Raw genomic sequence first — 18,993 nt, 5'->3', positions numbered from 1 at the left:
ACTTTCTATGACATCATAACTGCATCTAGATCATCAGAGTTTTTAATAATCTTACTTTCCTCTACACCATATGCCTTAGCGAGTGTGATACTTACTTCTAACAATTGATGGTTGTTATCAACATTAAATGCAGCGGTAGTCAGATCACCTAATGCTACAAATTCTGATAAAAGTCGCTGGAGTGTTTTTTGTTTTAGCTCATTTAATTGTGTACTAGCTCAGATTTGATCTGACAGTTACTAGGTTTCATTCGATTATCGAGACGAATGGTAGTGATTACTCACATTTGAATGATGTTAAATAAAGGGAGTTAAGCTCCCTTTATTTAACCCCAGCAAGTTGCACTTATCAATAACGTTGGCGAAATCTCAAAGTAGGTTGTCAAATCTGCATAAGCAAGGCGCTTTTTTCATCGATAAGATATTTTCTCAATAACTGACGAGGAATTTTCTGTGGAACTGCTTCTTTGCTTATTTGGTTTTATCTCAGGGATCACAACCGCACTATTTGGTTTTGGTGGAGGGTTTATTACTGTACCGCTGCTGTATGCATTGATTAGCTTAGTGTGGGGGGCACAAAGCGATGCTGGTAGTGTGGCAATGCAAATTGCGGTTGCCACTTCAACTTGTGTGATGATTTTTTCATCGACCCTTTCGAGTCGGGCTCATTACTTAAAAGGCAATCTTAACTGGGTAATTATTCGGCCATTTATTATTCCCATTTCAGTTGGCGGAATACTCGGTGCGATCGTCGCGTTATCGGTAGATAGTGCCTTGATCCGTTGGATATTTATTGCCTACTTGATTGTGACTATCTTGGATTGCTTTATTCGCCCCGGCTTTATGCAAACAGAAGCGGAAGGGATTAAAGCTTCTCGGGGAGGAATTTTTTCAGATACTCCGATTGGTGTGGTAATTGGCGCGGTAGCGGCATTTTTAGGTGTGGGCGGCAGTGTGATGACGGTTCCACTGATGCGACGCCGAGGTGTCAGTATGATCCAAGCAGCAGCTTTCGCGAACCCGTTAACCTTGCCAATGGCAATCACGGGGACATTCACCTATTTTTATTTCGCGATTAATAGGCATGTTGATCTGGGAACTGGCTTTCTGGGAATGATCTACTTAAAAGGTGCGTTAATCCTCATTGCGGCTTCTTGGTTGGGGATCCGTTTTGCTGGATTGTTGATGCCTTATCTTAGCGATAAGCGTCATGCGCAAAGTTACCCACTACTATTACTGGTGGTGTTAACTGTGATGTTATTGACCTAAAAGATGGGCGCATAAAGCCTAGTATCTCTATTTTTTGTGATAATAGCCTCTTTGACATCGCTTTTATCGCTTAAGCGTGATCAAACGGTTGTTTCCTGATGGATTATGATAGAATATATCTGGTTACTAACCGCTTTTAGCGCGCTTTTGGCATTGAGGAATGATGACAATGAATGAGGCAGATGCTCGCCCAACAAATTTTATCCGTCAGATCATAGATGAAGATCTGGCGAGCGGAAAACACACGACGGTCCACACCCGTTTTCCACCAGAACCGAATGGCTATTTACATATTGGTCATGCGAAATCAATCTGCTTGAACTTTGGCATTGCAAAGGACTATCAGGGGCAGTGCAACTTACGTTTTGACGATACTAACCCTGTTAAAGAAGATGTCGAATACGTTAACTCAATCCAAGAAGACGTCAAATGGTTGGGTTTTGAGTGGTCGGGGGATGTTCGTTACTCTTCTGATTACTTTGATACCTTATATCAATACGCGATTGAGTTGATTAAAAAAGGCCTCGCTTATGTTGATGAGTTGAGCCCTGAACAAATTCGCGAGTACCGTGGCACATTGAAAGAGCCGGGTAAAAATAGTCCGTACCGTGAACGCCTAATCGAAGATAACCTCGCATTATTTGAAAAAATGCGTGATGGTGGTTTTGACGAAGGTAAAGCGTGTTTACGTGCAAAAATCGATATGGCATCGCCATTTATGGTCATGCGCGATCCCGTTTTATACCGCATTAAATTTGCAGAGCACCACCAGTCTGGTAATAAATGGTGCATTTATCCAATGTATGATTTCACGCATTGTATTTCTGATGCGCTAGAAGGGATCACGCACTCTTTATGTACATTGGAATTCCAAGATAACCGTCGTTTATATGACTGGGTGCTGGATAACATCACGATTGACTGTCATCCACGTCAGTACGAGTTTTCTCGTCTGAATCTGGAATATACCGTGATGTCTAAACGTAAGTTGAACCAATTAGTGACAGAAAAGCACGTTAACGGTTGGGATGACCCACGCATGTTGACCATTTCAGGGTTACGCCGCCGTGGTTACACGGCTGCATCTATTCGTGAATTCTGCCAACGTATTGGTGTGACTAAACAAGATAATAACGTCGAAATGGCGTCATTAGAGTCATGTATTCGTGATGACCTGAATGTGTCAGCACCACGTGCTATGGCGGTTATTGACCCAGTACGTGTGGTGATTGAAAATATGCCTGCGGGCGAAGAAATTTTAACTGCGCCAAACCATCCAAATAACCCTGAGATGGGGACACGGCAAGTGCCATTTAGCAACGAAATCTACATCGATCGTGCAGATTTCCGCGAAGAGGCAAATCGCCAATTTAAACGTTTGGTGTTAGGTAAAGAAGTGCGTTTACGTAATGCTTATATCATTAAAGCTGAGCGTGTGGAAAAAGATGCGGATGGCAACATCACAACCATTTTCTGTACTTATGATGCGGACACATTGAACAAAGATCCTGCGGATGGTCGTAAAGTCAAAGGTGTTATTCACTGGGTGAGCGTACAACATGCACTGCCAGCGGAAATTCGCCTGTATGATCGTCTGTTTACTGTTCCAAATCCGGGGGCAGAAGAGGATTTCTTATCGGTAATTAACCCAGAATCGTTAGTGATCCGCCAAGGTTTTGTGGAGCCAAGCTTGAAAGACGCGGTTGCCGAGAAAGCCTATCAGTTTGAGCGTGAAGGGTATTTTTGTGCAGATAATAAGTTAAGCACTCCAGAACATCTGGTATTTAACCGGACTGTTGGGTTGAGAGACACTTGGGCGAAAATCGAGTCAAACTAAAATCCTCGTCATCTTTCGCCCTGTAGGTGCGTTGGCTTCACCCACTAGCCCAAGTCACAGACTTAATGTATGCCTCTAGGGGCTAGTGGATTTGCCGCTTTCCTACAATACAAATGATTTAGAGGATGGCTTTGAGTAAATCTCTAGAGACCCGATGCTGCTTAAAGCCAAAAAGAGAAAGACAAAAAAGCCGACATATCAAATGTCGGCTTTTTTATGGAATATGACAAAACTTATTCAGGCTTGTTATCTACTTTTTCTTTTAATAAATCATGTAAATATTGATTGGCAGAAAAGACATTTCCTTGAGCATCTTTAACTTGGTATACCTCCCCTGTAATGGAGGATTTTGAGGCCACATTGTCAATAAATTGTTCGGTGGTGTTTAGGCGTTTTTCTGTTTTACGTAATTTTAAGCGTAAATGGGCTTCTGCATCGGCTGCACTGTGCTCTGTGCCATTACGCATAAATACCAGCTTTTGTTGCTTACCCAGTTCTACCAGTAAAGACTCGGTGCGAGTTTTTTCTTCTGGGCTTAAAGCAAGGGCTTGGGTTGTGACAAAAATCCCTAAAAAAAGGACTAATACAGATGCAAAACGTTTGGATAGCTGAGCTGTTAATGATTGCACGAATTTCTCTCCATAGAAAATAAGGGAGAAATTATAGCCAGCCAAGGGTTTTAAACTAACGGAAAGATTCTGAGAATAGGGTGGCAAAATGGTTTATGGCATAAACCGATAGCCAATGCCCGTTTCTGTTAATAGATGGATGGGGCGGGTAGGGTCATTTTCCAGTTTTTGCCGTAAATGCCCCATATAAATTCGCAAATAATGGTTGTGCTCAATGTAACTAGGCCCCCACACCTGCAATAATAAATGTCGCTGAGTCAATACCTTACCACTATTGGCAACTAATTCGCTGAGTAAGCGAAACTCAATAGGGGTAAGGTGTAACTCTTCGCTTTGCTTAGTGACAATTCGGTTAATAAAATCGACAGTTATATCACCAAATTGAAATAGCGAGTTTTCTTGTGTCGCTTTGCCAAAACGGCGCAAGGCAACGCGGACACGGGCTAGCAATTCACTGATACCAAAAGGTTTAGTTAAATAATCATCAGCACCTGCATCAAGAGCGGCAACCTTTTGTGATTCTTCTTCACGGGCAGATAACACAATAATCGGTATACTGCTCCATTTACGTAAATCACGAATTAAATCAAGGCCATCACCATCAGGTAGCCCGAGGTCTAAAATAAGTAAATCGGGCTGCCTTGTACCCGCTTCAATCAAACCCCGTTGGCAATTTTCAGCTTCAAAGACTTTCCAGCCCTCTCCCTCCAATGCGAGTCGGACAAAGCGGCGAATTTCTTTTTCATCTTCCACAATCAGGATTTGATGGCTGCTCACAATGGGGTATTATCTCCTAAACTTCAGCTTCAATATCAGGGAGTTGTTTTAAAGGTAAAACAAAGTGAAAGCTAGCTCCACCTTTATTATTATTTTGTGCCCAAATTTCCCCGTCATGTAATTGAATAATAGCACGGCAGATGGCAAGACCAAGGCCAACACCAGGGATCGCTGATTCTTTTTGTGCTCGGGAAAATTTATCAAAAATCGTTTTTTCCTGCCCATCCGGAATAGCATTGCTGGCATCCCAGACTTCAATATGAATTTTCTGCCCTTCAATATGACCATTAATACCAATCGGCGTATCTTTATGGCTATATTTTACAGCATTTTCCAATAAATTAATGAATACTCGCTCAATCAACATTGCATCACAATATAATAGCAAATCAGCAGGAATATTAATTTCCAATGGGTGACTGTGTAACGTGTAATCCAATGTTCTGATGGCGCTACTGGCTATTTCTTGCACGGATTCCCATTCAAGATTGGGTTGGATGCTGCCCGATTGCAAACGTGCCATGTCGAGTAAATTATTCACTAAACGCGAAGTACTCAGCACTTGTTGTCGCATTTGGTTAACTTGCTCCGTCAGTGGTGAGTTTTCTGCGGATAAATTCAGCATCAAGATTTCTGTTTGACCAAATAAAACGGTAAGTGGCGTTTTTAGGTCGTGAGAAAGTGCCGCCAGTAGCGAATTACGTAGCTGCTCCCGTTCAATATCTAATTTGGCGGATTCTGCTTGTTTTGTCAGTGCTAAGCGCGAAAGGGCACTCGCGATCAACCCTGTAAAGGTTTGCAGCATGCGTTGTTGTTCAGGGATCATCAGTTGGCGTAAGTTGCGCGGTTCAATGGCTAATACCGCTAAGGTTTGGTCTGTGGTTGTGATCGGTTGTAATTGATAAGGTACGCTCGGCAGGGTATCCGTCCCTGCACCAGCGGGCTGGCGTTTATCAAAACTCCATTTGGCAATGGCTTTATCAATTTGCATGGGCGTGTGACCATCACATAACAGTGGCAATAAATCGCCATTTTCATCGGGGATTAATAAACAGCTTTTGGCTTGAAAGGCGTTATTAAGAAAATGATAGCCTGTTTTACCAATATCTTCTGTATTGAGCGCTTGCCCTAATTCTTTTGTCATTTCGTACAAATGGCGAGTTCGTTGTTCCCGATAGCGTGCAATGCGCGCCTGATAGCGCATACCGGCGGTGAGGTTCCCCACAACGACACCGACAATTAACATCACCGTAAAAGTCACTAAGTACTGCATGTCCATGATAGCAAGGGAGAAATGGGGTTGGACAAAAAACAGGTCAAAGCTAATAACATTAATGAGGGCGGCAAAAATAGATGGGCGGCGACCATAAAAGAGCGCAATAAGTACCACGCCCAGTAGGTACAGTGTTACAAGGTTAGCTTTGTCTAGAGCGAGTAAAAATGTTCTTGAAAATAAGGTGATAGCTGCGCACATCACGATAGCCATCAAGTAGCCGTTTAAATCAGAGCGCCATTTTTCAGAAAAGGGCTTTCTTTCGGGTTCTTTATCCCAATCACTTTTTTCTTCAAGAGCAACAATGACTAAATCAAGATCAGGACCTAATTTACCTAAACGTTCAGCAAAGCCGGGGCGGAAATTGAATTTTGGCCATTTACGGTGCTTATCGCGGCGACCAATCAATATCTTGCCTAAATTATGTTCCCGTGCATAACGGAGAATGGCTTTTTCTTCCGAAGAGTCGGATAAAGTGGCAGTTTCTGCACCTAAATCTTGAGCAAGGCGCAGTGCTTTTAATACCGCACGGCGTTGGGCTTCAGGGAGTTTGTGGAGTGTTGGCGTTTCGACATAAACCGCATGCCACACACTAGCCAATTTTGCGGCAAGACGGGCGGCAGCGCGCACCAGTTTTTCATTACCCATATTATGGCCGATGCATAATAGAAGCCCATCACGAGTGTGCCAAACCGGGGCTTCCCCTTTACCGTCACGGAACTCTCGCATTTGCTCATCAACACGATCTGCGGTGCGGCGTAAGGCTAGTTCACGTAATGCGATTAAATTCCCTTTACGGAAAAAATGCTCAATGGCGCGTTCAGCTTGTCCTGGAATATACACTTTGCCTTCTTTAAGGCGTTGGCGTAAATCGTCAGGGGGTAAGTCGACTAATACCACTTCATCAGCAGCGTCAAAAATATGATCAGGCACCGTTTCACGAACACGAATACCCGTAATACTTCCCACAATATCATTCAAACTTTCAATATGTTGAACGTTAATGGTAGTGAGCACATCAATGCCTGCATCTAATAACTCTTCAACATCTTGCCAGCGTTTTGGGTGCCGGCTACCTGTTGGGTTACTAAATGCTAATTCATCCATGAGTATAATCGCAGGGTGTCTCGCGATTGCTGCATCAATATCAAACGCATTTAAGCGGCGACCTCGATGCTGTAATTTTCTCTGCGGCAACACGGAAAGCCCGTCCAATAATGCTGCGGTTTCTTCCCGCTCATGGGTTTCCACCACCCCGATAAGAACGTCTAACCCTTGTGAGCGTAAGCGTTGAGCTTCTTGTAACATGGCATAGGTTTTCCCGACGCCAGCACAGGCGCCGAAAAAGATCTTTAATTTACCTCTGCCATCTTCATTGGCTTTTACCAATAAGTCATCCGGGTTTGGGCGAGCAGGTTCCTGATTTTTCATAACTCACCTTATCAACGTTGGCTATTTTTTTGCTGCATATATTCATCAAGTGCCAAATTCAGTTGTAGCACATTCACAATAGGTTCGCCTAAAAAGGGCAATAATGCCGTTTCGGTTTGTGCCGTAATTAATGATTTTACGGCCTCTAATGGAATTTGTCTGTTCTTCGCAATGCGCGGTGCTTGGTAAATAGCGGCATCAACCGAAATATTTGGATCAAGCCCGCTGGCAGAAGCCGTCAGTAGATCGACAGGAATAGCATTACCGGCTTCTGGGTTCTGAGCACGCAGTAGTTTACTACGTTCCGCCATCGTTTGTTGTAACAAGGGGTTACTCACCGCAAGATTGCTACCTCCTGACGCAAGTGGGTTGTATGCCATTTCTGCGGTGGCGGAAGGGCGACCATGGAAGTACCCTTCACTTTGTACATTTTGCCCAATCAATTTGGAACCAACAATATGCTCATCGAGTGTGATTAAAGAGCCTTTTGCCTGCCATGGGAAAAAGACATTCGCAAGCCCAGTCACGATCAGGGGGTAGGCTATTCCTGTTAAAAGGGTTAATACCAATAACATGATAATAGATGAACGGATCATGTTCATAATTGAATCCTTAAATACCAAACAAGCTAATAAACATATCGATCAATTTGATCCCCACGAATGGCACAAGCAAGCCTCCTAAGCCGTATAAGCCTAAGTTGCGTTGCAAAAGTGATTGGGAGCTCATTGGGCGGTAATTTACACCTTTGAGCGCCAGTGGGATCAAAAAGACAATAATCAGAGCGTTGAAGATCACCGCAGAGAGCAAGGCCGATGCAGGTGAATGCAACTGCATGACATTTAATGCATTTAGTTGCGGCCATGTCACAGCAAAGGCGGCGGGGATAATGGCAAAGTATTTGGCGATGTCATTTGCGATACTGAAAGTCGTCAGTGAACCACGGGTCATCAGCATTTGTTTACCAATGTGTACAACTTCAATGAGTTTGGTTGGGTTTGAGTCTAAATCCACCATATTCCCCGCTTCTTTCGCGGCTTGAGTCCCCGAGTTCATGGCGACAGCAACATCGGCTTGAGCGAGTGCGGGGGCATCATTTGTTCCGTCACCGGTCATGGCAACTAATCTGCCTTCTGATTGGTATTGGCGGATCAAGGCGAGTTTCGCTTCGGGGGTTGCCTCAGCAAGGAAATCATCAACGCCGGCTTCTGCCGCAATAGCTGCCGCTGTTAAGTGGTTGTCACCCGTGATCATCACGGTTTTGATCCCCATACTGCGCATTTGGGCAAACCGTTCTTTCATTCCGCCTTTGACGATGTCTTTTAGTGCAACAACACCAAGAACCGTTTGGTCATCAACGACCACTAGTGGTGTGCCACCTAAATGGGCCACTTTTTCCACTAATTTGTCGGCTTCCTCAGGGAATTTTTGATGATTAGCTTCAACATAGCGACGAATAGCATCAGCAGAGCCTTTGCGGATCATTCGTTCTCCAACGTTAACGCCGCTCATGCGAGTCATCGCGGAAAAGGGGACGAAAGTCGCATTCATTCCGTGAATATCTCTCTCGCGTAAATTGAATTTTTGTTTTGCGAGCACCACAATACTACGGCCTTCAGGGGTTTCATCGGCGAGAGAAGAGAGTTGCGCCGCATCTGCCAGTTGCTCCTCGGTGATACCTGTTACAGGCAGAAACTCAGAAGCTTGGCGATTTCCGAGCGTGATAGTGCCCGTTTTATCGAGTAATAAAACATCCACATCCCCAGCAGCTTCAACAGCACGCCCGCTGGTGGCTATCACATTTGCCCCTAACATACGGCTCATGCCAGCCACACCGATGGACGAGAGCAACCCGCCAATAGTCGTTGGGATCAAGCAAATTAATAATGCGATCAGCACTAATAGAGAAACTGCACTGCCAGCACCAGCGTACTCTGCGGCAAAAACAGTAAATGGATACAAAGTTGCACAAACGAGTACAAAGATAATGGTTAACGCGGTTAACAAAATGGTCAAGGCGATTTCATTTGGTGTTTTGCGGCGTTGCGCACCTTCCACCATGGAGATCATGCGGTCTAGGAAAGTTTCCCCGGGGTTTACGGTACATTCAACAATCAGCCAGTCAGACAGTACGCGAGTGCCTCCTGTGACGGAGGAAAAGTCACCGCCTGACTCGCGGATCACTGGCGCCGATTCCCCGGTGATCGCACTTTCATCCACAGATGCGCCCCCCTCAAGGACTTCTCCATCGCAAGGGATGGTTTCACCTGCACGGATCAGCACAATATCCCCCTTGCGCAATTGATCAGAGCTGACAGTTTCTTGACTTGCTTCCAACGATGCAGCGGTAAGGCGTGTGGCATTACTTTGCTGTTTTACGCCTTTTAAACTCTGAGCTTGGGCTTTACTGCGTCCTTCGGCCAGTGCTTCAGCAAAATTGGCGAATAGCACAGTAAACCATAACCACAGGGTGACCACTGCGCTAAACCACGCGCTTCCGTCAGTCAAACCTGTCGCCATGGCTGCCCATAGTAAGGTCGTTATCAGGCTGCCGACATATACCACAAACATGACAGGATTACGCCATTGTGCTTGGGGGGTACATTTTTTGGCAGCATCAAAAATAGATTGTTTGATTAATTTTTTATCGAATAAAGGTGTTTTTTGCTTTTTCATTTTTTTCCCCTGATTATCCCGCAAAACCTATTTGCAACTGCTCCGCAATTGGACCTAATGCCAGAGCAGGAACAAAAGTCAGTGCACCAATAAGGAGGACAGTAAAGATTAATAAGCCAATAAAGAGTGGACCTGAAGTCGGCAATGTTGCTTGACTCTGTGCTTGAGATTTTTTGAGTGCCATAGAACCTGCGATAGCGAGGACAGGCAAGATAACCCCAAAGCGACCAGCAAACATAGCGATAGCGAGTAGCACATTATAGAACGGGGTATTGGCACTTAATCCTGCAAAAGCACTGCCATTGTTATTAGCAGCGGATGAAAATGCGTATAACACTTCACTAAAGCCATGTGCGCCTGGGTTTAAAATACCGGCACGTCCTGCATCGGTCATTAATGCTATCGTTGTACCAACTAACACTAAGGTAGGGGTTACTAAAATTGCGAGTGCGACCATCTTCATTTCACGCACTTCAATTTTTTTACCTAAGTATTCTGGGGTACGACCAATCATCAGCCCGGCAAGGAAGACCGCGAGTAGGACAAACAATAACATTCCGTACAACCCAGAACCGACACCGCCGAAAATGACTTCACCAATTTGCATTAACCACATTGGTACCATACCACCGAGCGCAGTATAGGAGTCGTGCATGGCATTGACGGCACCACATGAGGCTGCTGTTGTGACAACGGCATATAAAGCAGAAGAAAGAATACCAAAGCGGCTTTCTTTACCCTCCATATTGGCGTTGCTATTGGCGTGTAGCTCACTTAAAAATGGATTGCCCACATATTCTGCTTTAATAACCACAATCGCGGCGATCACAAAAATAATCCCCATAACCCACAACAAGGTATGTCCTTGTTTGTTATCCCCCACAGAACGGCCGAAGGCGAAACACAAAGCAGTAGGAATTAAAAATATCGCCAGCATTTGGACAAAATTACTCAGTGCGGTGGGGTTTTCAAACGGATGAGAAGAGTTTGCTCCAAAGAAACCACCGCCATTGGTTCCTAGTAATTTGATCGCTTCTTGGGATGCCACTGGGCCCATAGGTAACAGCTGTGTCGTGTTATCTAAATTATCGACTAAGAGGTAGTCAGAAAAGTTTTGGATCACCCCTTGGCTGACAAAAAATAAGGCGAAAACAATGGCGAGGGGAAACAATAAATAGAAGGTAATGCGGTAAATATCCACCCATGCGTTACCCAGTGTTTTACTGCCATGACGAGAAAAGGCACGGATCAAGGCAAAAGCGACGGCGATACCTGTTGAGGCAGAGAGGAAATTTTGCACGGTTAAACCAGCCATTTGGCTTAAATAACTCAGCGTGTTTTCACCGCTGTAGGATTGCCAGTTCGTGTTTGCCACAAAGCTTATCGCGGTATTAAAGGCTAAATCCCAGCTCATCCCCGCAAAGTGTTGTGGATTGAGTGGCAAGTGGCCCTGAAACACCAAAATAGCGAACAGGATAATAAAGCCAAGCACATTAAATAAAATAATGGCTAACGCATATTGCAGCCAATTCATTTCGGCAGCCTCTCTCCCAGGCTGTTTAACGCCAGCTAAGCGCCAAAGTAATGATTCACTTGCTGCTAAGCGACGAGGGATATCTCCGTCAATGAGTCGTGTAATCCCATTACCTAGTGGTTTAGCGAATATGATCAAGACCAGAAGAAAGCTGCCAATCAGCAAAAATGATGTGGTGGCCATATCAGAAATCCTCCGCGTTAAGCAGGGCGTAAATCAGATAAACCAGCAGTAGAACAACGAGAACTGCCCCAAAAATGGAAAGTAATGACACAGTATTTTCTCCTTATTATTTCCATGAGATGAGCTTAGGGCGTTCGTTGTAAAGAAGCTGATAAAAAAATAAGGCTGGGTGTAAAAAAAGTATAAAAATAGCTATTTCGCTGGGGGGAAAGTTGCCCTCTTTTAAGGGTTAAGTACCAATACTTAAAATATAGTTTGTTGCTTGGTTGTTGCAAAAATGTTTGTTTAAAACGGTTTTTGGTTAAATTTTGTAATAAAAATACAGAATAATAAGAAGTTATCTGTAATATTTTAATTTTAGTGGTCAGATGAGTAGTTTTATTACACAATTTGCGTTATTCTATGTGTAGTCAATAAATACTCATATTATCTGTTCGGTTTTAGTCGCTCTGCGAAATGGTTGTACTTGGGGAGTTTTTTAGAGCAATGCTGGGATCGACAAATAAAGTGGCAACTGAAGGAGGATATCGATGTCCACATACCGCGAATATTCCCGTAATCAGGTAATTGCACGCCGCACTGCCGCTGTAACAGCTGGCATTATTGCGTTTCCGGTTATGGTTTTTCATCCAAAAAGAGCTAAATATTACAGTTACTTAAACAAAGTTTGGTCGAAAACAAGTGACAAACCTGTGTGGTTAGAACGTTCAGAGACAACACTTGAAAGCCATCGCTAATCCAGTGTGTTAAGTCTTAAAATGACAACCCCTGCAATTGTTTATTGTGGGGGTTTTGTTTTTTATTTCTCTTATTTCTTTTCAAATGATGGGCTTCAACTAACACAAAAAAATGGGGTTTCCGTTTATGCTTATTGATTATCAGCAAATTACATTCAAAATGGTGTTATAGATTCGCTGTGCAGTCAAAAGGACAACATAATGCATAACTTAAGATTAGAAGAAATCATTAACGATGAGCTCAAGGTCAATGAGTTTCAAGATTTTGCACCAAATGGATTGCAAGTTGAGGGACGTCCCCATGTGCATAAAATTATCACGGGTGTCACGGCCTGCCAAGCGTTGTTAGATGTCGCCGTTGAGAAAAAAGCGGATGCGGTGATTGTTCATCATGGCTATTTTTGGAAAAATGAGCCAGTCCTGATTAAAGGCATGAAAAAGAATCGCTTAAAAACTTTATTAGCCAATGATATTAATCTTTATGGTTATCACCTTCCTTTAGATGCTCATCATCAATTAGGTAACAACACTCAGCTCGCTTATATCATGGGCGTGCAAATAAATGGTCAAATTGACCCATTAATGCCATTTGGTTTTTTTGATCAGCCAATAACCCCAACTGAATTAACCGAGCGTTTAGAAACACGCTTAGGTCGTAAAGTCCTGCACTGTGGCGATAATGCGAAAGAAGAAATTCGCCAAATTGCTTGGTGCACAGGGGGCGGGCAAGGCTTCATTCTGCAAGCTGCTGAATTTGGTGTAGATGCTTTTGTAACAGGGGAAGTTTCAGAACAAACAATCCATATAGCAAGGGAGATGGGGATCCATTTCTACAGTGCAGGTCACCACGCAACGGAGCGTTATGGGATTAAAGCACTAACTAAGTGGTTAGTCGATGAGCAGGGGTTAGATGCCGAGTTTATCGATATTGATAATCCAGCCTAAATTCTCGTCATATTTCGAGCTGTGGCGGTGTTGGCTTCACTCGGATACTTGGGTCACATACTAGTGTATGCTCCCCAAGCTATCCTCACTTGCCGCCTTGCCACAACTCGAACTATTTAGAGAATTAAGTTTTTGTCATATTTCGAGCTGTGGCGGTGTTGGCTTCACTCGGATACTTGGGTCACATACTAGTGTATGCTCCCCAAGCTATCCTCACTTGCCGCCTTGCCACAACTCGAACTATTTAGAGAATTAAGTTTTTGTCATATTTCGAGCTGTGGTGGTGTTGGCTTCACTCGGATACTTGGGTCACATACTAGTGTATGCTCCCCAAGCTATCCTCATTTGCCGCCTAGCCACAACTCGAACTATTTAGAGAATTAAGTTTTTGTCATATTTCGAGCTGTGGCGGTGTTGGCTTCACTCGCAAATCCCCAGTCACATACTGGTGTATGCTCCCCAAGCTATCCTTATTTGCCACCTAGCCACAACGCGAACTATTTAGAGAATTAAGTTTTTGTCATATTTCGAGCTGTGGCGGTGTTGGCTTCACTCGCAAATCCCCAGTCACATACTGGTGTATGCTCCACAAGCTATCTTCATTTGCCGCCTAGCCACAACGCGAACTATTTAGAGAATTAAGTTTTTGTCATATTGCGAGCTGTGGTGGTGTTGGCTTCACTCGCAAATCCCCAGTCATATACTGGTGTATGCTCCCCAAGCTATCCTTATTTGCTGCCTAGCCACAACGCGAACTATTTAGAGAATTAAGTTTTTGTCATATTTCGAGCTGTGGTGGTGTTGCCTTCACTCGCAAATCCCCAGTCACATACTGGTGTATGCTCCCCAAGCTATCCTTATTTGCCGCCTAGCCACAACGCGAACTATTTAGAAAATGATTTGTGAATAGTAAAATAAAAACTTAATTTGTATCAATGCGATAGCGTAATGACGCAAGAAGCAGAAGCAAACTTGAGATAGTCAGCACTAAACCTAAGTGCTGACTCCAACCTGCGACCATTAACCCAATGGCTAACCCTATGTAATAGAGTAAACCCAAGATTGCGCCAGCCGTGCCTTTTCTATCGCTATAGCGATTTAATGCATGGGCAAGGATGTTCGGTATCGCAATTCCGTAGCCAATAACGATGCCAATTACGGGTAAAACGAACCAAATAGAATCCATCAGAACAAAAACTATACAGCCACTAACAACAGAAATAGCACTCGATAGCTTAACAAGTTGCTCGGATGTGTGTTTTTTAGCCAATAAATAGCGGTTAATCATCGAACCTAATCCCACGCCAAGAGCTAATAAAATCCCTGTAAGACCAAATTGTTGTTGGGTGAGCATTAATTGTTCAAAACTGAAAGGTGCCAGCTGATAATAGCTAAATAAATTAATGTTGAAAAATGCTATTAGGATCACATTTCTCATAATTTCTTTATCGGTGATCATCCGTAAAAATGTCTCCATAAATGGGACTTTAGTCACATTTTCAGGGCGAGTTTCCGGTAAACGATACATTGACCACAGTAAAAGTACGATGGCTAAAATCGCTAAACCAGTAAAAACACCACGATAACCCGCCAAACTGGCTAGCCCAGCACCAGATAACATACCTAATGCAGGGCTAATGGCTAATGCAATGCCCATAATTGAGAAAACTTTCGCTAATTCATGGCCTTGATAGCTATCGCGCATTACCGTCTGTGTACCAATAGAGCCGACTGCGGCACCAAAAGCGGCTAACATTCGCAGCAGCAGTAGCCCGTAAAATTGATCAATAAATAAAGCCCCTATCGCGGCTATTCCATAAACTAACAGGCCCGCTAAAATTGTTGGACGACGGCCTAGGGTGTCACATGCTCTTCCCCAAAACACCACGCCCAATGCAAATGCAAAGAAATAGAGCGAAAGGGTTTGTGAGGCTTGTTCCGCATTGACTGAAAAAGCGCTCGCAATGTCAGTCAATGCTGGGCTGTAGATGGTTTCCACAATTTGTGGGAACATCATTAAGGCCACCGCTAGCCATAATGAAAGAGAGGGTTTGATATGCATTTTCCTGCCCTGAGTAATAAAAAAATAATGGTCTAACCTTTCAATGGTGAGCAGTTTAGTGATAATTTTAATGTCTTATTACTATAATAAAGACTATAAATATCAAAAAAGAGACATTTATGGCGTGGTTAAATCAAACGGATGAGTTTCAAACTCATTGGTATCAATCTCCAGTTTTGGGGATTGCGGCACAGATGGGGCAGCATGATTCAGGAACCCACATGCATGAAATGGGGCAACTGCTGTTTACTCAGCAGGGATGTATTCGCATCTCCCTAGATAACCGTCTATCACTGTTACCTCCCGGCAGGGTGGCGTGGATCCCTCCTTTTGTTCGCCATCGCGCACAAATGCGCGCCTCGGTGGGCTATCGGTCTATTTATTTAAGTGAAAAATATGCCGAAAAAGTGGGGGATGACGTGGTGATTTTGAGTATTTCACCGTTGTTAAGGGAGTTATTAGAGCGGATAGCCATCGCACCATTTGATAGCGATTGGCAAAAGGGAAGGCTCGCAAATTTACTACCTGTTTTTATTGATGAGCTGCAAGCTGCCACAACCGAGCCGACGTTACTTTCTTTACCGCAAGATAGGCGCTTTAATCGCCTCGATATCGAACAATTACCCCCAAATTTGAATCAACTTGCTCAAAATATTGGCGCTAGCGAAAAGACGATCACCCGTATTTTTTTGAAAGAGACAGGCATGACGTATCAAACATGGCGACAGCAATGGCGGTTTATGAAAGCGGTTGAATTATTGGCTCAAGGAAAACCATATTACTTTATTACTCAAGAGCTTGGCCTGACTAGTGATAGCGCCTTTATTAGTTTTTTTCGTAAAATGAGCGGAATGACGCCAAGAGAGTATCAACAGTAGAGGATTAGATAAACAGAAAAGACCTTGAAAAATCAAGGTCTTAATTAACGTAGGGTTTGAACTTAACGAAATATTATTTTTTTGTTAATGCAGAGTTGAATTCACGTTTGTCATAACCGGTATACAGCTGACGAGGACGTGCAATTTTTAAGCCGTCATCGTGCATTTCGTTCCAGTGCGCAATCCAACCTATGGTACGCGCAATGGCGAAAATCACCGTGAACATTGAAGATGGGATCCCCATCGCTTTCAGTATGATACCTGAGTAGAAGTCAACGTTCGGGTACAGTTTCTTCTCAATGAAGTACGGGTCGTTCAGTGCGATACGCTCCAACTCCATAGCGACTTCCAGTAAGCTATCGTTCAAGCCAAGTTCGTTTAGAACTTCGTGGCAAGTTTCACGCATTACGGTGGCGCGTGGATCGTGGTTTTTATAGACGCGGTGACCAAAGCCCATCAGGCGGAAAGAGTCATTTTTGTCTTTCGCACGTTCGATAAATTCAGGAATGTGCTCAACAGTTTGAATTTCCTCAAGCATGCGCAAGCAAGCTTCGTTAGCACCACCGTGGGCAGGTCCCCACAGTGAAGCGATACCTGCTGCGATACAAGCAAATGGGTTGGCACCTGAAGAGCCTGCTGTACGAACGGTTGAGGTTGATGCATTTTGTTCATGGTCAGCGTGCAAAATTAAAATACGATCCATTGCACGTTCAAGGACTGGGTTTACCGTATATTCTTCACATGGAGTAGAGAACATCATGTACAAGAAGTTACCCGCGTATGACAAATCATTACGTGGATAAACAAACGGTTGGCCAATAGAATATTTATAACACATTGCTGCAACGGTTGGCATTTTGGACAGCAAGCGATAAGCGGTAATTTCACGGTGGCGTGGATTGTTAACATCCAATGCATCGTGATAGAACGCTGCCAGTGCACCTGTTACGCCGCATAATACCGCCATTGGGTGTGAGTCACGGCGGAAACCATTAAGCATGCGAGTAATTTGCTCATGGATCATGGTATGGCGAGTCACTGTATTTTTAAATACGTCGTATTGTTCTTGAGTTGGAGCTTCACCGTACAGCAGGATATAACAGACTTCGAGGTAAGAGGCTTCGGTAGCGAGTTGGTCAATAGGGAAACCACGGTGCAGTAGTACGCCTTTTTCACCGTCGATGTAGGTGATTTTTGATTCACAGGATGCAGTAGAAGTAAAACCAGGGTCGTAGGTAAAGAACCCTTTTGAACCTAAAGTTCGGACATCGATAACGTCTTGACCAATTGTCGGGCTTAAAATATCGAGTTCAATATCACCCGCACTACTCGTCATTAGCTTAGCTTTGTTATCAGCCATTTATGGTCTCCTTAGCGCTTGATAATCGACACCCAACAACCCAGAAACTCAGCGTTATACTGTGTCTTTGTGCATTGTTCCACCGGTATGCTTTGGAAATCAGCTCGCTATCACATAAAACCTGAAATCTGACGACCGACGACAATGTAATTAGGTTGTTTATGAGTGTGTAGATGTTATGTTCTTTTTGTTGTTTTCCCTACAATATCATTATTTGTGGTAAGAGGAACAACTTTCATAACTTTTGTTATTAATACCCATCATAGTTCAAATTGTGGAGTATCTAACATTGTAACATTCACGTTTTTTTATTTTTACAGTGAAGCGTCAACCACACCGTTAAGATAATTCTGCCAGACCTATATGTAAGATAAATGTTGAATCATTGTCAAATAAGATAAGCACATTTATATAAAATGTTTAAATCGTGATCCTTCTCACTGTTCGGGCTAAATGTCCCCAAACATTTTGTGTGGGAATTGTAATGGCATTGTGAAGACTTTATACTAGCAGCAGGTCTCCGGATTACCCTGTAGTAGGAGTTCCCAGCGTGATCAGTATGCAACTTTATTTAAACATGATGGATTAGAGTTTGTGTTAAGTTGCATTTTGTACCCCTGTCGCTGTCTGATTTCCACCCCAGGTCCGGAGGATGGAAAATAATAAAGAGCTGTGTGGGCAAAATTGTGAAAAAACAAAGACCTGTCAACCTTGATTTGCAGACGATCCACTTCCCGATCACTGCAATATCTTCGATCTTGCACCGTGTCTCTGGCGTCATTACTCTCATCGCAGTTGGTATTCTGCTTTGGTTGTTAGGGACATCTCTCTCCTCTCCAGAAGGTTTTCAATACGCGTCTGAAATAATGACTGGCTTTTTTGCTAAGTTCATTCTTTGGGGCATCCTGACTGCATTGGCTTACCACATTTGTGGTGGTATTCGTCATATGTTAATGGATTTCGGCTGTGTTGATGAAACCCTTGCTGCTGGTAACTCATCTGCAAAAATTACATTTGTTATTACCGTAATTCTGGCAATTCTGGCGGGGATCTTAGTATGGTAAGTAATGCATCAGCTTTAGGCCGTACTGGTATTCAGGACTGGCTGTTAATTCGTGGCTCGGCGATAATTATCGCACTCTACGTACTGTATGTTGTTGGTTTTGTTGCAATTAACGACATTACCTATGAAGTCTGGCGTGGTTTCTTTGCCTCTTCTGTGACGAAAGTATTCACCATCCTCACCTTGTTCTCGATCCTTGTGCATGCGTGGATTGGCATGTGGCAAGTGCTGACTGACTATGTTAAGCCGCTGGCAATTCGCTTAGTGTTGCAATTGGCTATCATTGTAGGTCTGTTGGCTTATTTAATTTACGGAACAATTGTTGTGTGGGGTGCATAAA

16 protein-coding genes are annotated in these 18,993 nt (G+C 43.6%); 7 read left to right on the top strand and 9 right to left on the bottom strand.

All coding sequences use genetic code 11. The features are described from left to right. Positions 1–452: 452 nt before the first annotated feature. Both AB6N04_RS11260 and glnS read left to right on the top strand, forming a co-directional pair. Positions 453–1,268 (top strand): sulfite exporter TauE/SafE family protein, encoded by an 816-nt coding sequence (locus AB6N04_RS11260; RefSeq protein ID WP_369308392.1) that lies wholly within the window; start codon positions 453–455, stop codon positions 1,266–1,268. 169 nt (positions 1,269–1,437) lie between these two features. Then, positions 1,438–3,105, top strand: a complete 1,668-nt coding sequence (gene glnS, locus AB6N04_RS11255; RefSeq protein ID WP_369308390.1) for a glutamine--tRNA ligase — start codon at positions 1,438–1,440, stop codon at positions 3,103–3,105. Between the two features lie 233 nt (positions 3,106–3,338). Here the strand turns inward: glnS and AB6N04_RS11250 are convergent, their stop codons facing one another. The 7 genes from AB6N04_RS11250 to kdpF form a co-directional block, all read right to left on the bottom strand. Continuing rightward, positions 3,339–3,734 carry a DUF5329 family protein gene (locus tag AB6N04_RS11250; RefSeq protein WP_369308389.1) on the bottom strand — a complete coding sequence of 132 codons (396 nt, stop codon included), beginning with the start codon at positions 3,732–3,734 and terminating at the stop codon, positions 3,339–3,341. 93 nt (positions 3,735–3,827) lie between these two features. Next, complete coding sequence (kdpE, locus tag AB6N04_RS11245; RefSeq protein ID WP_369308388.1) at positions 3,828–4,511, bottom strand: two-component system response regulator KdpE; 684 nt, start codon at positions 4,509–4,511, stop codon at positions 3,828–3,830. Positions 4,512–4,527: 16 nt separating this feature from the next. Then, positions 4,528–7,215: a two-component system sensor histidine kinase KdpD gene (kdpD, locus tag AB6N04_RS11240; protein ID WP_369308387.1), complete on the bottom strand. Its 2,688-nt coding sequence runs from the start codon at positions 7,213–7,215 to the stop codon at positions 4,528–4,530. Positions 7,216–7,226: 11 nt separating this feature from the next. Further along, positions 7,227–7,817 (bottom strand): potassium-transporting ATPase subunit KdpC, encoded by a 591-nt coding sequence (gene kdpC, locus AB6N04_RS11235; protein WP_369308385.1) that lies wholly within the window; start codon positions 7,815–7,817, stop codon positions 7,227–7,229. A gap of 10 nt (positions 7,818–7,827) precedes the next feature. Next, on the bottom strand, positions 7,828–9,891 hold the full coding sequence (kdpB, locus tag AB6N04_RS11230) for a potassium-transporting ATPase subunit KdpB (RefSeq protein ID WP_369308384.1): 2,064 nt from the start codon (positions 9,889–9,891) through the stop codon (positions 7,828–7,830). Between the two features lie 13 nt (positions 9,892–9,904). Next, positions 9,905–11,608, bottom strand: a complete 1,704-nt coding sequence (gene kdpA / locus AB6N04_RS11225) for a potassium-transporting ATPase subunit KdpA (protein WP_369308383.1) — start codon at positions 11,606–11,608, stop codon at positions 9,905–9,907. Between the two features lies 1 nt (position 11,609). Next, positions 11,610–11,699 (bottom strand): K(+)-transporting ATPase subunit F, encoded by a 90-nt coding sequence (gene kdpF / locus AB6N04_RS11220; protein WP_206085296.1) that lies wholly within the window; start codon positions 11,697–11,699, stop codon positions 11,610–11,612. Between the two features lie 439 nt (positions 11,700–12,138). On the opposite strand from kdpF, the gene AB6N04_RS11215 reads away from it, so the two are divergent. Continuing rightward, positions 12,139–12,345 (top strand): YbfA family protein, encoded by a 207-nt coding sequence (locus AB6N04_RS11215; protein ID WP_369308382.1) that lies wholly within the window; start codon positions 12,139–12,141, stop codon positions 12,343–12,345. 201 nt (positions 12,346–12,546) lie between these two features. Next, entirely contained in the window at positions 12,547–13,290 is a 744-nt protein-coding gene (locus tag AB6N04_RS11210) for a type 2 GTP cyclohydrolase I (RefSeq protein WP_369308381.1), read from the top strand. Positions 13,291–14,212: 922 nt separating this feature from the next. Here the strand turns inward: AB6N04_RS11210 and AB6N04_RS11205 are convergent. Then, positions 14,213–15,346 carry a multidrug effflux MFS transporter gene (locus AB6N04_RS11205; RefSeq protein ID WP_369312079.1) on the bottom strand — a complete coding sequence of 378 codons (1,134 nt, stop codon included), beginning with the start codon at positions 15,344–15,346 and terminating at the stop codon, positions 14,213–14,215. Between the two features lie 125 nt (positions 15,347–15,471). Here AB6N04_RS11205 and AB6N04_RS11200 point away from each other — a divergent pair, with 125 nt between their 5' ends. Further along, on the top strand, positions 15,472–16,230 hold the full coding sequence (locus AB6N04_RS11200; RefSeq protein WP_369308379.1) for a helix-turn-helix domain-containing protein: 759 nt from the start codon (positions 15,472–15,474) through the stop codon (positions 16,228–16,230). A gap of 73 nt (positions 16,231–16,303) precedes the next feature. Here AB6N04_RS11200 and AB6N04_RS11195 read toward each other — a convergent pair whose 3' ends face one another. After that, positions 16,304–17,590 carry a citrate synthase gene (locus AB6N04_RS11195; protein ID WP_369308378.1) on the bottom strand — a complete coding sequence of 429 codons (1,287 nt, stop codon included), beginning with the start codon at positions 17,588–17,590 and terminating at the stop codon, positions 16,304–16,306. A gap of 674 nt (positions 17,591–18,264) precedes the next feature. Here AB6N04_RS11195 and sdhC point away from each other — a divergent pair. Further along, on the top strand, positions 18,265–18,654 hold the full coding sequence (gene sdhC / locus AB6N04_RS11190) for a succinate dehydrogenase cytochrome b556 subunit (RefSeq protein WP_004909059.1): 390 nt from the start codon (positions 18,265–18,267) through the stop codon (positions 18,652–18,654). Further along, complete coding sequence (gene sdhD, locus AB6N04_RS11185) at positions 18,648–18,992, top strand: succinate dehydrogenase membrane anchor subunit (protein ID WP_369308377.1); 345 nt, start codon at positions 18,648–18,650, stop codon at positions 18,990–18,992. The genes sdhC and sdhD overlap by 7 nt, the downstream gene beginning before the upstream one ends. The last annotated feature ends 1 nt before the right edge of the window (position 18,993 follow it).

Source organism: Providencia rettgeri, from assembly GCF_041075285.1.
Lineage (GTDB): Bacteria > Pseudomonadota > Gammaproteobacteria > Enterobacterales > Enterobacteriaceae > Providencia > Providencia rettgeri_G.
Note: the sequence above shows the minus strand (reverse complement) of the source record. Positions and strands in the feature narration are given on the sequence as shown.

Excerpts from the sequence above, each read along its gene's own strand:
- AB6N04_RS11215 (WP_369308382.1), top strand. The coding sequence starts at position 12,139 with ATGTCCACATACCGCGAATATTCCCGTAATCAGGTAATTGCACGCCGC.
- AB6N04_RS11210 (WP_369308381.1), top strand. The coding sequence starts at position 12,547 with ATGCATAACTTAAGATTAGAAGAAATCATTAACGATGAGCTCAAGGTC.
- kdpD (WP_369308387.1), bottom strand. The coding sequence starts at position 7,215 with ATGAAAAATCAGGAACCTGCTCGCCCAAACCCGGATGACTTATTGGTA.
- glnS (WP_369308390.1), top strand. The coding sequence starts at position 1,438 with ATGAATGAGGCAGATGCTCGCCCAACAAATTTTATCCGTCAGATCATA.
- AB6N04_RS11195 (WP_369308378.1), bottom strand. The coding sequence starts at position 17,590 with ATGGCTGATAACAAAGCTAAGCTAATGACGAGTAGTGCGGGTGATATT.
- AB6N04_RS11200 (WP_369308379.1), top strand. The coding sequence starts at position 15,472 with ATGGCGTGGTTAAATCAAACGGATGAGTTTCAAACTCATTGGTATCAA.
- kdpC (WP_369308385.1), bottom strand. The coding sequence starts at position 7,817 with ATGAACATGATCCGTTCATCTATTATCATGTTATTGGTATTAACCCTT.
- sdhD (WP_369308377.1), top strand. The coding sequence starts at position 18,648 with ATGGTAAGTAATGCATCAGCTTTAGGCCGTACTGGTATTCAGGACTGG.
- kdpB (WP_369308384.1), bottom strand. The coding sequence starts at position 9,891 with ATGAAAAAGCAAAAAACACCTTTATTCGATAAAAAATTAATCAAACAA.
- kdpA (WP_369308383.1), bottom strand. The coding sequence starts at position 11,608 with ATGGCCACCACATCATTTTTGCTGATTGGCAGCTTTCTTCTGGTCTTG.